The sequence below is a fragment of the candidate division KSB1 bacterium genome (assembly GCA_034506395.1).
Taxonomy (GTDB): domain Bacteria; phylum Zhuqueibacterota; class Zhuqueibacteria; order Thermofontimicrobiales; family Thermofontimicrobiaceae; genus Thermofontimicrobium.
Window position 1 is genome coordinate 109,826 of the sequence record JAPDPQ010000012.1, and the last position, 16,207, is coordinate 126,032.

Consider the following 16,207-nt stretch of genomic DNA (forward strand, 5'->3'; position numbering starts at 1 on the left):
CATCATTCACCAGCTAGTACAATAGTGCCAGATTCATCATCCACGATTTGCCATCCTTGGTCTTCTCTGGAATGAAAACCAGTCATTCCATTTTCCCGCTTGCATTTCAGAAAATTAACTGTTATATTTGGAACTTGCAAAGTCATGACAGAATACAATGGTCATTTGGATTTGTTAAAGAAAAAAATATTGGAGACAATTGCATGGAACCAATTCGTACGTTCACGATTCTTCCGAGGCTGCCAGAGAAGTTAGAACCGCTCAAGAAAATCGCCTATAATCTATATTGGAGCTGGAATCATGAGGCCATCGATCTGTTCCGAAGAATGGACACGGATCTATGGGAGGAGACCAATCATAATCCAGTAAAGATGCTTGGCGAGATCCGTCAGGAGCGACTGGAGGCACTGGCCGAAGATGAGAGTTTTGTCACTCATCTCAATCGTGTCTTAGAGAATCTGAATCGCTATCTTAACGAAGCGGCTTGGTATCAGAAGAAGCAGAATAGTCGGGGTTCTGAGATTAAAATTGCCTATTTTTCTGCAGAATTCGGTTTAACTGAGTGCATCCCCAATTACTCAGGCGGCCTCGGTGTGCTGTCGGGTGATCATCTCAAATCGGCCAGCGATCTGGGCTTGCCGTTCGTGGGAGTTGGCTTGCTTTATCAAGAGGGATATTTTCGCCAGTATTTGAACAACGATGGCTGGCAAGGCGAGCTTTATCCCGAGAACGATTTTTACAATATGCCGGTGCAATTGCAGACGAATGATGATGGCACGCCCGTGCTGATAGAACTGGATTTCCCGGGGCGAAAGGTCTATGCTCAAATCTGGAAGGTGGAGGTTGGAAGGGTCAATCTTTATCTTCTTGATACCAATATTGTGCTTAATAACGAGGTGGACCGCAATATCACGGATGAACTTTATGGTGGAGATTATGAAATGAGGATCCAACAGGAGATTGTTTTGGGAATTGGGGGAATGAGGGCGTTGAAAGCCCTGGGGATTCATCCAGTGGTATTTCACATGAACGAAGGGCATTCTGCTTTTTTGGCGTTAGAGCGGATTCGCTGTGCCATTGAAGATTATCAATTGAGTTTTGATGAGGCAAAAGAATTGGTCCGCTCCAGCAATATCTTTACAACTCATACACCGGTCGAGGCGGGCATCGATCAGTTTGAACCCCAATTGATCGAGCGATACTTCAATGATTATATTCCAAAGTTGAAGATCAGTAAAAATGAGTTTATGGCCTTGGGACGAAAAAATCCCAATGATCAGTTCGAAAAGTTTTCAATGGCTATCCTCGCCATTCGGCTCTCCAGTTATGTGAATGGTGTGAGCAAACTCCACGCTCAAGTTGCGCGTGAGATGTGGCGCGATATGTGGCCCCAAATTCCCATCGAAGAAATCCCGATAACCTCAGTGACCAATGGGATCCATCCTGGATCGTGGGTGTCCAAGGAGATGGCAAATCTCTATGATCGCTATTTAGGGCCGACGTGGTTGCGGCGCTCCGAAGACCCAGCCATCTGGAAACGAGTTGCCCAGATCCCGGCTGAAGAGTTGTGGCGGACCCATGAACGACGGCGCGAGAGATTAGTGGCTTTTGCGCGACGACGATTGCGGTTGCAATTAGAGCGACAAGGGGCGCTGCCATCAGAGCTCCGCAAAGCAGATGAGGTACTCGATCCCGATGTCCTTACCATTGGGTTTGCTCGCCGATTCGCCACTTACAAGCGCGCTACGCTGATGATCAAAAATATTGAGCGCCTCAAAAAAATTTTAAACGATAAAAATCGGCCAGTCCAAATTATCTTCGCAGGCAAAGCGCATCCTAAGGACACGCCAGGCAAAGAATTTATTCGAGAAATCATCCACCTCACTCGGCAGGACGAATTCAGGAACTCCATTGTGTTTCTGGAAGACTATGACATGGATATGGCACGCTACCTGGTGCAAGGCGCTGATGTTTGGCTCAATACGCCACGTCGGCCCAAGGAAGCCAGCGGTACCAGCGGCATGAAAGCAGCGGTCAATGGAGGAATTAATGTCAGCGTGTTAGACGGTTGGTGGGATGAGGCCTATTCTCCCAATATTGGCTGGGCAATCGGATCTGGTGAAAGATACGATGATCCCCGATATCAGGACCAGGTCGAGTCAGAAGCACTTTATGATTTGCTTGAAAAAGAAATCGTCCCCCTGTTCTATGATCGTGGCAAAGACCATCTGCCGCGAAAATGGATTGAGATCATGAAGCAATCGATCATGGCGATCTGCCCAATCTACAACACAAATCGCATGGTGATGGAGTATACTGAGCAATTCTATGCCCCGGCATATAAAAAATATCAGGGTTTGATCAAGAACAATCTGAAAAAGACCAAAGAACTGGCAAACTGGAAGAAGAAATTGGCGAGCAACTGGCGAAATATTCGGTTCATCACCATAAAAGAAGAAGATGAGCAGGAACATCAAGTGGGATCGAGCATTCGTATCGAGGTCAAAATTTCCCTGGGCGATTTGAAACCAGAGGATGTCAGCGTAGAGATCTATCACGGTTACATCGATACCGAAAACAAAATTGTCAATGCCTCTGTGGAAAGGATGAATTGCGTGGAACAAAGCGAAAAACAGTGGTACTTGTTCGCTGGAAGTTTTCCCTGCCGCTACAGTGGATTGTATGGGTATACCGTTCGCGTAGTTCCTGCCAGCGATTGCCTCTCAAATCGCCATGAGACTGGATTAATTCTATGGGCCAATTCACAAACCTAACCCATCTGAGCACCTGTTTGGTGGGTATGTTAACAAAAGTGAGATGCGTGAGGGGGCGCGCTAGTCAAATTGGTCGCGGCAAGGGTTATCAGAAATGGCATTCTCCTCAAGTGATATCATAAAGTTCAATGGAATCCAAATATGTTTAAAATATCGGTCACGACCCAAATATCCTCAGCGCATCGATTGCGCGAATATGACGGGGCCTGCGAAAATCTACATGGTCATAATTGGTTGATCCGCGCTACGGTCGTCAGTGATCAGTTAGATGCGCTCGGCATGGTCTATGATTTTAAGAAGCTCAAGGCCCATTTGCGCGAAATCACCGATCCGTTGGATCATCGACTGATCAATGAAGTGCCACCATTTGATATGGTGAACCCAACTTCAGAGCAGATCGCCAAGTATATTTTTGATTCATTGGCCCCCAAATTGCCAGCGCCACTACGCCTTGCATCGGTTGAAGTGGGGGAGTCAGCTAATTACTTGGCATGTTATGAGCCATCATGCTGAAAGTTAATGAAATTTTCTATAGCCTTCAGGGCGAATCCACATTTGCGGGGCTGCCGTGTTTATTCATCCGTCTGACTGGTTGCAATTTGAGATGCCAGTATTGCGATACTCGCTATGCCTATGAAGAGGGATCGGAAATTGCCTTGGACCAATTATTGAATCACCTTTCAAATTACCGATGTGAATTGATTGAAATTACTGGCGGCGAGCCATTACTGCAAGATCAGGTCCCAGAACTGGCGAAATCGTTGATCAATCGGGGCAAAACCGTACTGGTTGAAACCAATGGGACCCTGGACATTGATCGGTTGCCAAGATCGGTCATTCGGATCATGGACATCAAATGTCCAAGCAGCAACGAGTCCGAAAAAACCGATTGGGGCAATATCGCTCGTTTAAAATCGCAGGACAATGTCAAGTTCGTGATCGGAGATCGGGCAGATTTCGACTGGGCGGTAACGATCGTTGAACAATGGAGTTTATTGCACCGATGCCATGTGCTGTTTTCCCCTGCTTATAGCGTGTTGGCGCCTGAAAATTTGGCCGAATGGTTGCTCGAGACAGGCTTGCCGATTCGGTTCAATTTACAGATTCATAAATATATCTGGCCTCCCAATCGACGAGGGGTATAAGCTATGGATCAAGCCGTGGTTTTACTGAGCGGGGGAATCGATTCTACGACCACCCTGGCTATCGCAAAAACTCAGGGATTTGCGCTTTACGCGATCAGCTTTGATTATGGTCAAAGACATCGGCGCGAATTAGAAGCAGCCAGCCGCATCGCAAACCATTTTGGGGTTCGGCAGCATCTTGTCATTGCTGTAGATTTAAAGGCGATCGGAGGGTCGGCATTGACCACCAGTATTGAGGTTCCCAAGCATGAGGCATTGGACCAATCGCCTGTCTTCGTCCCGATCACCTATGTTCCAGCCCGAAATTTGATCTTTTTATCGCTCGCATTAGCATGGGCAGAGGTGCTCGAGGCGTATCATTTGTTCATCGGCGCCACAGCGGTAGATTTCTCGGGCTATCCAGACTGCCGTCCCGAATTTCTTCGCTCGTTCGAGCAAACTGCCAATTTGGCCACCAAAGCAGGTGTTTCCGGAAAAAAATTCACTGTTCATGCTCCGCTCTTGCACCTCAGTAAAGCTCAGATCATTCGGACTGGAGTTGAGCTGGGAGTGGATTATTCATTGACGTGGAGCTGTTATGATCCTCAATTGGATGGCACGGCCTGTGGCCGTTGTGATAGTTGTTTGTTTCGAAAAAATGGCTTTCGCCAGGCTGGCATCCCAGATCCGACCCGCTACCACACTTCTGGATAAGAGGGGCTAAAATTGCGTGCCATTATCCAATAGTGTCAGGGGGTAGGATAAAAATCTAGAAGTCAATTCGAATTTAGCAGGATGGTTCGCTGATCAACCACGCTGAAACTTATTGGGCTCATATTCCATTTCGGTTCAAAATACGCTGGAATTCAATTAAAAATTTGATCGCTCCGAATCGCAGCCATGCGAACGGAGCTGGGAGGGATGAATATTTCATGAATCAAGATCAATATGAAGGCTTGACCATACTCAAGGCGAGCGAAACTCGGTATCCGTCCTCGCCAGATGAAGCACGATTGGAATGTTTTGATAATCGCTATCCAGATCGCGATTACTGGGTGACCTTCGATTGCCCCGAGTTCACATCGCGCTGTCCCATCACCAATCAGCCTGATTTTGGCAAGATCACGATCCGCTATATTCCTGATCGAAAATGCATCGAGAGCAAATCGCTGAAGCTCTATTTATTCTCTTTTCGAAATCATAATACCTTTCATGAGGAGGTGGTGAATCGAATATTGGACGATCTTGTGGCAGCATGCCAGCCGCGACGGGCGATTGTGATTGGGAATTTTAATCCCCGCGGGGGGATTAGCATTAAGGTTGAAGCCGAATACCCAAAAACAAAGACAGAAGAAGCTGCTCCTCTCACATAAGTCGTTCTCAGAGAAGCAGCCGATATTTTCGGTTCAGTGAGATCAGAAGTGGACGATTGTGAGATAGTGGTGAATTGTCAGGCTGTCTCAAAACAGCAAAGCGGCTGCGCCAAAGAGTCCGGCATCGTCGCCCAGCGCCGCTGGCACCACTCGGAGATGCTCTCTCGGACCTTGGTTGATATTTTCGTCAAGATGTTTTTTCATTGTCGGGGCAAAGAACGACCAGGCATGACACACGGAGCCGCCAATAACGATGACATCTGGATCGATGAAATTGGTGAGAATCGCAAGGATCTTGCCTAAATGAACGCCGTATTGTTCCCAGGCCGCAATCGCCTCGGTATCTCCGTTTTGGGCGAGTTGGAAAATGTCCTTCGCAGTCAAATTTTGCTGAGTGATTTTGTGATAGATCCAGGTCACCGAACGAGCAGAGCCATATTCCTCAAATGTACGATCCAGATATGGCGAACGCCATACTTCCGCTGCAGTTCCAGTAGCGCCTTCAAAGATCTTTTTGCCGATCACCAGGCCACAGCCGAAACCTGTGCCCAGCGTTGCTCCACAGACGATATCCGCATTTCGTGCGCTGCCGAACCAGGCCTCGCCCAGGACAAAGCAATTCCCATCATTGTTAATCGCCACCCGCAGACCGAAGTAGTTCTCAAGGGTCTGCTTCAATGGGAAATGGTGCAGCGTGGGTAAATTAGGCGCTTCCAGGATGATCCCCTGTTTTAGATCGAGCGGGCCTGGAGACCCAATGCCAATGCCATCAATCTGACCTACTCCCATATCTTGCTGCTGCAAGATTTGTTCGATGCCCGAGATCATGCTGCCAACGATTTCATCGCCTGGTCGCTCGCTTTGCGTGGGAAGCGTCAATGGCTCACCGAGAATTTTCCCTTCAGAAGTAACCATCCCAAACTTCATTTTTGTCCCACCAAAGTCGATAGCAATTACTTTTTTGGTCATATTCATGTTCCTATCTTTTGAATGATGCAACAAATTCCAATTCCCGAAGCGAGGGAATCAGTATTTTTATTTGACCAATTGCACGAGTTGATCAACGGCGCGTGTGATGGTCCGATCATCCATGCAAAAGGAGAGCCGAAAATATTTTTCACGCCCAAACCCTTTGCCGGGTACGACAAGAACTCGCCGCTCCTTTGCCCGTTGAATGAAGGCCAGATCATCGCCGCCTGGGGCTTTGGGAAACATATAAAAGGTTCCCTCAGGTTTTACGATCTCATACCCAGCCTCGGTCAGACGTTGATAAATGTAATCTCGCTTGCTTTCATAATAACTCACCTTAACGGTCGCATGAAGCAATTCGCCGACCGCTAATTGCATCACTGCGGGGGCATTGATGAATCCCAAAATGCGCGTGCTGAAAATTAGCCCATCGATCACCTTATTCACGTCATTCATCGCTGGATTAACGGCGATATAGCCAATTCGATCGCCAGGAACTGCCAGCGATTTGGACCAGGAGTAAGCCATAAAGCTGTTATCGTAGAGCGGAACAATCGATGGCGCTTTTCGGCCGTCAAACACGATCTCTCGGTAAGGTTCATCCGAGATCACATAGATCTCCTTCTGATATTTTTTCTCTCGGTCTTTCAAAAGCATTACCAGACCCATGAGTGTTTGTTTGTCGTAGACTTTGCCAGTCGGGTTATTGGGGGAGTTGATGATAATGGCTTTGGTGCGAGGGGTAATTTTGCGATCAAATTCGTCCAAATCCAAATTGAACTGGTCGTCAGTTTCAGCGATTACAACCTTACCTTGCTGATTGTGGATATAAAAAATATACTCAGAAAAATATGGTGCAGTGATGATCACTTCATCGCCAGGGTCCATGATGGTTTTGAGAATGACGTTGATTGCGCCTCCAGCACCGCAACTCATAATAATATGCTTCATCTCAGCGTTGAGCATATTTTTCTGTCGCAAATATAAAGCGACATTCTCTCGGACGTCTTCAAAACCTGCGTTGGACATGTAGCGATGTCGGCCTGATGAGGTATTATTGGCGATTTTTTGGAAGACTCGAAAAAATTCCGGAGGCGGCTCAAGAATTGGGTTCCCCAGGCTCAAATCATATACATTTTCGGCGCCGTAAGCCAATTTCATTTCCTTACCAATTTCAAACATGCGCCGAATCCAGGAACTTTGCTCCATCGCTTGACTGATATACTTTGAAATCATTCACTCACTCCTCAAACTGATCGTCATCGGAATCATAATTAGCTATCGCTTTGCACAATTCGTCCAGTATCATTTGATGAGCTATTTTTTTTATTGGTCTACCATGTACGAAGAGCACTGCCCGCTGCGGTCCACCTGCCACGCCAATGTCCGCTTGCCGTGCTTCTCCCGGGCCGTTGACCATGCACCCCATCACTGCTACGCGCAAACGCCGGGAGTGATCAGCAAAACGGCGACGCAATTCAGCCACAATGTGCGCGACGTCGATTGAGCTTCGGCCACAGGTAGGGCAGGATACGATCTCCATGACCGATCTTCTTAAACGCAGCGCTTGCAGAATCATGCGCCCAGCAAGCACTTCATCCCTCGGATCTCCCGTCAATGCCACACGAATCGTGTCGCCAATCCCTGATTTCAACAACGCCCCAATGCCAATTGAATTTTTAATGAGCCCCAGGGTGCCAACTCCTGCCTCGGTAATCCCTAAATGAAGTGGATAATCGATCTGAGTGGCGATCATCCGATACGCGTCGATCATGGTAGGGACATCCGAGGACTTCAATGAGACCACTAAAGATGCAAATCCCCATCGCTCACAGCGTTCGATACTTTTCAAGGCACTTGCGACCAGCGCTTCAGCGCAGGGGTGACCATATCGGTTCATCAGCTCCGATTCCAGCGAGCCGGCATTTATGCCAATGCGGATCGGGATGTTTCGCTTGCTGGCCTGTTCTAAAATGCAAAATAAATGACGCTGGGTTTTGATGTTGCCGGGATTGATGCGAATTTTGTCTGCACCGGCTTCAATGGCGAGCAGCGCAAGCCGATGATCGAAGTGGACATCGGCCACCAAGGGGATGCGAATCTGGGCTTTTATTGCAGGAATAGCGCGGGCTGCTTTTTCATCTGAGATCGCTACTCGAACTATATCACAACCAGCTTGTTCCAATTGTTGGATCTGGGCAACCGTAGCCGCAACATCGCTGGTCTGAGTTCGAGTCATAGATTGAACCGTGATTGGTGCATCTCCTCCGATCGGAATGCCCCCAACCATAACAATCCGAGAGCGACGCCGAGGCGCAAGTTCATTTGATGACTGCTGAAAAAATGTGTCGTTCATTCCTTTCGGCCGACGGTTATCGGTACGAACTTTTATCAATTGACCCGTCAATATAATAAATCGCACCTTAAAAAGCAATGATTATTGTTGGTGACCAACGGTCATCCAGAAGTATCGCTCGAATAATCGCAAGATTAGAGCGATGCACGAACGAAGGTGTAATGGGAAATTCCCGTGAAAATGTAGGTGAATTGCAGATTGAACCTTAGGCCAATTTGGATTGAAGTCGTTGCAGCCGATGATTGAGTCGCCTGAGCTGTTCGATGCTTTCAAGCGAGGGGTGAAGCTGATCAATAGTTCTGAGGCTTTCCATCGCTCGCTGAACCACCTGGATAGCGCGAGCATAATCCCGCTGGTGATGCTCATAGTATTTGGCCAGTTCTTCATAAGGCTCGACACGAAACGGCGCTGAATCTATCAACTGTTCCCATAGCGCTATTGCATCCTGCCATTGGCCCAATCGTTTGTAACAATAGCTCAGCTTCAGACCAATCTCGTTCCTGGAAGCTAAGTCGCTGCACGTCTGCCACAAAGATTGATAGATCGGGATGTTTCTCTGCCATTGAGCGCTATTATCATAATAGTGCGCCAGAGTCGTCAGATCGATGACGTGTGGCAATTTTTCGATGGGATGCTCATGGATCTGATTGAGCACTATGGTGAGCGCCACTAATGAAAGGATGTCCATTTCATTATGATAAAACACCTGTTTCAATGGAGTGGCATCCCGAGTGCGGAGATACTGAAAATAAAGGTGGGGAATCAGGTAAGACGGGACATCTTCCTGCCGATAAACTTGAAGGATCTCAGTTTCAATATTGGTAAGGCTGCAATCGATCAACCTTCGCTTCCAGATACGACGGGCGGCATGAAGCAAATCAAGATGCTGCGGATCTGACAGCGCACTGGCAATGCGATGATAGACGAAACGATTTTGCAAGAGCGGCCAATCGAAACTTTTGCCATTGAACGAGACGATGCCAGTGAAATTGCTCAGCAACTGATTCATGCTCAGCAGCATGGCTGGCTCGTCTGGAAAATCGATCAAAAAAAACTGTTTGATAACAAACTTCCCGTTTTCAAAAAAACCATAGCCCGCCAAGAAGATATAGGTCCCAGTGCCGCCTGCCAGCCCAGTCGTCTCCGTATCAAAGAACAGCGAACGACTTAGATCGATATCCAGCAGCTTCTCATCTTTGCCTGCCAAGTACAAAAAGAAGGATGAAACATCAGTGATCTGGTTTAGCCGCACCGCTCCATGCTGCTGCTGGAGATCGTAACTTTTGGTCCGAACGAAGCAGCGTCCTCGGCTGTTTCCGATTAACTCACCATCGATGATAGCATCAATGCCAACCTGGTCTGAAACTGGCTGCTTGGGAGTGGTTCGAGGCTGTTGAATCTGCTCGATGAAACGAAGTCGTTCTCTGATGTTCATAACCAAAATTCGTCGTTGAGATGAAAATTCGTGCTATTACACTTCTCAGATAATATTGAGTTCCAACAGCCGATCAGTTGGGTTCTCTTCCTGAGCCCGCATCTTTTCGATCGCGAAAAGCCGAAAATGTGATGCGTTGGGTGACTCCGAAAATCGTCATTGTCATGGCAAATTTGAAGGATAGTGAATGGATAATTTTTTTGCTTAATAAAAATTCATAAATAAACATTGACTCTAATCGAAAAATTTGTATCTTATTGGGACTGAACTTGTGATCATGTGATAAGTTCTAAATTTTTGGAGTTAGATGAAGCGCAACGAATAAATTCCAGCCCAAATTTTTGAGATAGATTATTTCTGTTCGAAGGCGATGGTGAAGGCAATAAGCTTTAACTATCTGCCAAATCTCATAACTGTGACTTAAAATCATCCTGCCTACCATCGGTTGACAGATAGTTCTGCCATCCTCAGGATAGGGTAGTTGCTTTTTCGGATAGCTAATAGAGCGATGTGAAAAAAATTTTGTGATGAAGAAAAAAAAGGGCTGTAACGGATCATTACAGCCCACAGAAAAGTGGAGCTAAGGAGAGTCGAACTCCTGACCTCTTGACTGCCAGTCAAGCGCTCTCCCAGCTGAGCTATAGCCCCATTCATTTGACGGCCTAATTATAAGAATATTTTTCCAAAAAGTCAAGTTATTTTTTTGCAGGATCGCAGTTGCTAATTCGATGCAGAGCAGTTAGAACACTGATGAGGCTTTCGCAACAGGAGATTTTTCGATGCTTAATTCGCGATCTAAATCCGCAGGCATGACAGCTTGAAACGTTTTCATAATTTGGGGACAAACACCAAACATCAACACGATCAATGGCCCGAATTATTTTACATCTGGACATGGATGCATTTTTCGCCGCGATCGAGGAACTGGATCACCCGAGCTATCGAGGTCATCCCGTGGTAGTTGGTGCAGATCCAAAGGGTGGGAAAGGCCGCGGAGTCGTTTCGACCTGCAATTATGAAGCGCGAAAATATGGGATTCATTCGGCGATGCCGATTTCGCAAGCTTACCAGCGATGCCCTTTTGCTATCTATGTTCGACCTCGAATGGATCGGTATATTCAATGCTCCAGAGAGCTATTTGCTTTGCTTGAGGAATTTAGTCCTAAAGTTGAACCGATCAGTATTGATGAGGCGTTTTTGGACATTACTGGATGTACTCGTTTATTGGGACCACCTGAAGAAATTGCGCGGAAGATCAAAACTCGCATTCGGGAACGCCTCCATTTGACAGCCTCTATTGGCATTGCGCCAAACAAATTCGTCGCCAAAATCGCCTCTGACCTCAAAAAGCCAGATGGGTTGGTGATCGTTCCACCAGAGAAGCTATTAGAGTTTTTGCATCCACTGCCGATATCGAAGATGTGGGGTGTTGGGAAGAAAAGCGAGGTGAAATTGCAGGCGATGGGAATCCATACCATCGGCGATTTAGCCCGGCTCTCTCAAGAAGAAGTGATCAAAAAGTTCGGGAAAAATGGTCTCCATTTCTGGTTACTGGCAAATGGTATCGATGATCGGGAAGTGGAGCTCGATCATGAGGTGAAGTCGGTCAGCTTAGAAAATACTTTTGATCAGGATGTGGCTGATGAACAATGCATTCGTGATACAATTTTATCATTAGCAGACAATGTGAGTCGCATTCTGCGTCAGAAACAATTGAAAGGGAAGACGGTCACGCTGAAAATTCGGCTCGAAGATTTTTCAACTTTTACACGATCCCATAGCTATGGCAGTTTTTTTGATTCATCCCAGATTATTGGCCAAACCAGCCTCAATTTATATCGCAATTTTGACCGTGGCAAGAAAAAAGTGCGCCTTTTGGGGATCGCAGTTTCCAATCTCAATACTCAACAAAAAGAGCAATTGAGCTTATTTGATGAGATTAATCCTCAGCAGGAGAAAATCGATCGCGTGATTGATTTGGTTCAAAATAAATTCGGCCCCGATTTGATCAAAAAAGCTAGCTTATTAGACCAGCATAGTCGTCGAATCGGAACAGCCGATCATGAGAAGTGAGGTAGGGAATGAAATTTTTATCGAATCGGTTCACTAAGACCCAACTGAATATTGTCCAGCAACGCATTGAACAAGCCATTTATCAACCGATCTCTGAGTTGAAAATTACTGCTTGGCGCACCAAAGAGCCAGTGCCATTCGAACAGCGTACTTCAGGAGAGAAGCTCAATCTGGCCATTGGGGATCGCTGGGGCGAGTTATTCGACTGTGCCTGGTTCTGTTTTGAAGGGATCGTCCCCGAGAGCGCCGCGGGACAGCGGGTGGTATTACAAATCGACTTGAACGGCGAGGCATTAGTAGTAGATGCCGAAGGAAATCCGCAGCAGTGCTTGACCCCGATTAGCTCAATTTTTGATCGGACTTTGGGTCTGCCTGGCAAAACAATTGTACCGTTTTCCGATTGCGCTCGAGGCGGTGAAACAGTGCTTCTCTGGGCTGATGTGGGCAATAATGACTTGTTTGGATCGCTGCAAAACGAGGGTCGTATTCGAAAAGCCCACATTGCCATCTGCCATGAGGAATTGCGAATGCTTTATTACGATTATGAGGTGCTCCACAATCTTCTTCATCAACTGCCAGAGGATTCGGCACGACATCAGCGGATTTTATATGCATTATATCGATCCGCCACCCATTTGAATCACTTTACAGATGACGAAGCAAAGCGCGCTCGGGCAGAGTTAGCACCAGAGCTGAGCAAGCGAAATGGAGATGCTTCGCTTCTGGTAAGTGCCATCGGCCATGCCCATTTGGATCTGGCCTGGCTCTGGCCGATTCGTGAGACGATTCGCAAAGGCGCACGGACCTTTTCGAACGTGTTAATGTTGATGGAAAAGTACCCCGATTTCAAGTTCGGTGCCAGCCAGGCACAGCTTTATCAGTGGATGAAAGAAAGGTATCCCAGCCTGTATCAACGATTGCAGCAACGGGTGAAAGAAGGTCGCTGGGATCTCCCAGGCGTTACCTGGGTTGAGCCCGATACCAACCTAATTGGCGGCGAATCTCTGATTCGACAATTTCTCTACGGATACCAATTCTTTCGGGAGGAATTTGCTCAGGATATTCCAGTTCTATTCCTACCCGATTCGTTTGGCTATACCGCCGCATTGCCTCAGATTATGCATCAATGCGGCGTTCGCTATTTTGTGACTATTAAACTATCTTGGGACCGGTTCAATACCTATCCCCATCATTCGTTCATCTGGCAGGGCATCGATGGTTCGGAAGTGCTCGTGCACATGCCCCCCGAAGGGACATATAATAGCTCGGCCAGTCCCCAGGCAGTGAAAGCTGCTGAAGCCAGCTATCTGGATAAGGCGGTATCAGAAAACTGTCTCATGATCTACGGCATCGGTGACGGTGGCGGCGGGCCTGGTGTTGAACATCTGGAACGATTGGCCAGGATGAAGAACCTCGAGGGGATCGCTCCAGTTATCCAGGAAAAAGTGGCATCGTTTTTCCAGCGACTTGAGTTGGATCATGAAAAATTGGAGCGCTGGGTAGGCGAACTTTATCTGGGGATGCATCAGGGCACTTACACCACCCAGGCGCGCAATAAACGGTACAATCGACAACTCGAGCTGTCATTGCGCTCCCTAGAATTTTTGGGGGTGCTGGCGAAAGTTATGGCTGGGGCGGATTATCCCAGCCAAAAGATTGAATCGATCTGGAAAGAGTTGCTGCTCTACCAATTCCACGATATATTACCGGGTTCATCGATCACTCGAGTCTATGATGAATGTTTGAAAAGATATGAAATTTTGACGGATCAAGTTAAAGAACTTCACAATCAATTTTTAAATGAGCTGATCGGCAGGATTGGAGGAACGGGTGCGAAACAGCCAATTTTGCTCATCAATCCACTCAGTTGGGAGCGAAGCGAGTGGATTAAAATAGGTGATCGCTGGTATTGTCCCAAAATTCCGTCTATGGGATACAAAGTGATCGACGCTGCAGATGCAAAAGTTGAATTTCCTGAGGTGATTGCCACGCCTCTGCGTCTGGAGAACGAATTTCTTCAGGCAAATTGGGACGAAGAGGGGAATCTTATTTCGATTTACGATAAGCAGCTTCGGCGCTCGGTGCTTCAACCAGGTGCGCTCGGTAATGAATTGACGATTTACGAAGATGATGGGGATGCTTGGGATTTTTCGGTCGATTATCGCTATCGAATTGCTGGACGATTTTTGCTTCAATCAAGCGAAGCCTGGATCGATGGTCCGCAGGCCATCCTTCGACAGGTGAGGCGTTTCGGCAATTCTACCCTCATTCAGACCATAAAGCTAACCGCTAATAGTCGACGCGTGGATTTTGAGACCGAAGTGGATTGGTATGAACAACATCGCATGTTGCGCACATCTTTTCCCCTTAACGTTCTGGCTCGCCAATCAGTGAGTGAAATACAATTCGGGCATCTCGCGCGTCCCACCCATCGAAATACCTCCTGGGAGGCCGCAAAATTTGAGATCTGCGCCCATAAGTGGATTGATCTGTCACAACCAGATTATGGCGTGGCATTGCTGAATGATTGCAAATATGGTCATCATGTTTGTGACAATGTGCTGGATATCAATTTGCTCAGAAGTCCGACTTACCCAGATCCAGAGGCGGACCAGGGCAAGCATCGCTTCACCTATTCGCTGTTTCCTCATCCTGGGGATCATTTGATCGGCGGGGTGATTAAGGCTGGGTATGAACTCAACGCTCCCTTGGAGTGGTTAGCTATTCATCCCCAGACGCCGTCCAAAGCGTTTCTTCCCGAGCTCTCGTTCATTACTGTGGACATCCCCAATGTGATTGTCGAAACGATCAAGCCAGCAGAGGATGGGGCAGGTATCATCTTGAGGCTCTATGAAGCCTATGGCATGGCCAATTCTGCGATACTACACTTTGCTTTCCCCGTTCGATCTGCCCATTTAACGGATCTGTTAGAACGAAATTTGGCTTTAATACCAAGCCAGAACAGTGGCTTTGAGGTCAGTTTTCGGCCACTCGAGATAAAGACTATTCGATTGGAACTCGGTTAATTTGTCACCCGAAGCATATCACCAGTGTTCACGTGTAGAAAAACGGTATCGATTCGAATTTAGCGCCTTTGGCTCGGGGAGAGGTAGGCTGACGCAATGAAAAATCGGCAAGTAGAAGATTCATAGAAAGGAAGCAAGCAAAGAACATGCATTTGTCCCCCTGCAAATCCACGATTTTTCGGGCAAAGAAATCAGTAAAAGATCATATATCTGGCAGAGGATTACACTATTCAACATGAGGAGGAACCAATAATGAGAACCCCGTTGCAATCCATTGACATCATCTCGATTTACACTCGCCAGGGGCAGCGGATTTTGCTACCAGAGCCGCTATGCCAGTGCACACCAGATATGTACACCGCTTTGCGTGGGATTGCTCGTGATCTCAAGCAATTGGGAGGAGAATTGGTGCTCTCAGATCTGTTTCGCACCTACGAGATGCAGCTGCAAGCACATCTCGACTATGTCACAGGGAAAAAGCCTGCGTATAGCCCGCCGCCAGGGGGAAGTTTGCACGAGGCAGGTCGTGCATTTGACCTGTCATTGGAGGATATCCGAATTCCGCTCAAGAAATTTTGGGAGATCGCAGCCAGTTGGGGCGTTGTTCCGATCATCAGCCAGCCCAAGCCAAGCATGGAGGAGGCTTGGCATTTCGAGAGAAGAGGAAGCCATTTGTTGGTCTACGATTATTATAAAAACGGGAAGGCGAATAATTTTTCTCCCTACCGCGCAATGGCCATCTCATGCATCTTAGCAATCGGCGTGTCAGTGGACGATTTTGCAGGGCAACAGGATGCTGCTTATTTGCAAAGCTGTCTAATTCGCCTGGGCGCTGAGCTGGGAAATATCGATGGCCAAATTGGCATGCGGACCCGAGCAGCTCTGGAAGCGCTCGGGATCGGAGGGAATAGTTTGGCTGATTGGATTATCCAGGCGGAGGATCGACTCCAGCAATTGTTTCCTGATGAATTCAGCATCCGCGTTGAGAGCGAGGAACGGGCAATAGATTACACTACGCCCACCCATATTGATCAATAAAAAAGGCCGGGTAATACCTGCCGGCCATATGAAATCATG

12 protein-coding genes and 1 tRNA gene are annotated in these 16,207 nt (G+C 47.4%); 8 read left to right on the forward strand and 5 right to left on the reverse strand.

Annotation, left to right across the window (positions count from 1 at the left end; all coding sequences use genetic code 11):
* Positions 1-203 precede the first annotated feature (203 nt).
* From glgP to queF, 5 genes are all read left to right on the forward strand, one after another.
* Positions 204-2,774: an alpha-glucan family phosphorylase gene (gene glgP / locus ONB37_09960; protein ID MDZ7400476.1), complete on the forward strand. Its 2,571-nt coding sequence runs from the start codon at positions 204-206 to the stop codon at positions 2,772-2,774.
* A 141-nt stretch (positions 2,775-2,915) separates the two neighbouring features.
* Entirely contained in the window at positions 2,916-3,287 is a 372-nt protein-coding gene (gene queD, locus ONB37_09965; GenBank protein ID MDZ7400477.1) for a 6-carboxytetrahydropterin synthase QueD, read from the forward strand.
* On the forward strand, positions 3,281-3,919 hold the full coding sequence (locus ONB37_09970) for a radical SAM protein (protein MDZ7400478.1): 639 nt from the start codon (positions 3,281-3,283) through the stop codon (positions 3,917-3,919). Before queD ends, ONB37_09970 begins: the two co-directional genes overlap by 7 nt.
* A gap of 3 nt (positions 3,920-3,922) precedes the next feature.
* Entirely contained in the window at positions 3,923-4,612 is a 690-nt protein-coding gene (gene queC / locus ONB37_09975) for a 7-cyano-7-deazaguanine synthase QueC (protein MDZ7400479.1), read from the forward strand.
* A gap of 218 nt (positions 4,613-4,830) precedes the next feature.
* A complete protein-coding gene (gene queF / locus ONB37_09980) occupies positions 4,831-5,271 on the forward strand; it encodes a preQ(1) synthase (protein MDZ7400480.1) in 441 nt (146 codons plus the stop codon).
* Positions 5,272-5,358: 87 nt separating this feature from the next.
* Here the strand turns inward: queF and ONB37_09985 are convergent, their stop codons facing one another.
* The 5 genes from ONB37_09985 to ONB37_10005 all read right to left on the reverse strand — a co-directional run bounded on the left by ONB37_09985 (position 5,359) and on the right by ONB37_10005 (position 10,679).
* A complete protein-coding gene (locus tag ONB37_09985; protein MDZ7400481.1) occupies positions 5,359-6,240 on the reverse strand; it encodes an ROK family protein in 882 nt (293 codons plus the stop codon).
* Between the two features lie 66 nt (positions 6,241-6,306).
* Entirely contained in the window at positions 6,307-7,476 is a 1,170-nt protein-coding gene (locus tag ONB37_09990; GenBank protein ID MDZ7400482.1) for a pyridoxal phosphate-dependent aminotransferase, read from the reverse strand.
* 4 nt (positions 7,477-7,480) lie between these two features.
* A complete protein-coding gene (ispG, locus tag ONB37_09995) occupies positions 7,481-8,635 on the reverse strand; it encodes a flavodoxin-dependent (E)-4-hydroxy-3-methylbut-2-enyl-diphosphate synthase (GenBank protein ID MDZ7400483.1) in 1,155 nt (384 codons plus the stop codon).
* A gap of 166 nt (positions 8,636-8,801) precedes the next feature.
* Complete coding sequence (locus ONB37_10000; protein ID MDZ7400484.1) at positions 8,802-10,031, reverse strand: ribonuclease H-like domain-containing protein; 1,230 nt, start codon at positions 10,029-10,031, stop codon at positions 8,802-8,804.
* A gap of 575 nt (positions 10,032-10,606) precedes the next feature.
* Positions 10,607-10,679 (reverse strand) — tRNA-Ala (locus ONB37_10005).
* Between the two features lie 219 nt (positions 10,680-10,898).
* Between ONB37_10005 and dinB the strand changes: the two genes are divergently transcribed.
* From dinB to ONB37_10020, 3 genes are all read left to right on the forward strand, one after another.
* Positions 10,899-12,104 carry a DNA polymerase IV gene (dinB, locus tag ONB37_10010; protein ID MDZ7400485.1) on the forward strand — a complete coding sequence of 402 codons (1,206 nt, stop codon included), beginning with the start codon at positions 10,899-10,901 and terminating at the stop codon, positions 12,102-12,104.
* Between the two features lie 8 nt (positions 12,105-12,112).
* Positions 12,113-15,130, forward strand: coding sequence for a glycosyl hydrolase-related protein (locus tag ONB37_10015; GenBank protein ID MDZ7400486.1), 3,018 nt, complete (start codon positions 12,113-12,115; stop codon positions 15,128-15,130).
* Between the two features lie 252 nt (positions 15,131-15,382).
* Positions 15,383-16,168, forward strand: a complete 786-nt coding sequence (locus ONB37_10020) for a hypothetical protein (GenBank protein ID MDZ7400487.1) — start codon at positions 15,383-15,385, stop codon at positions 16,166-16,168.
* Positions 16,169-16,207: the final 39 nt, after the last annotated feature.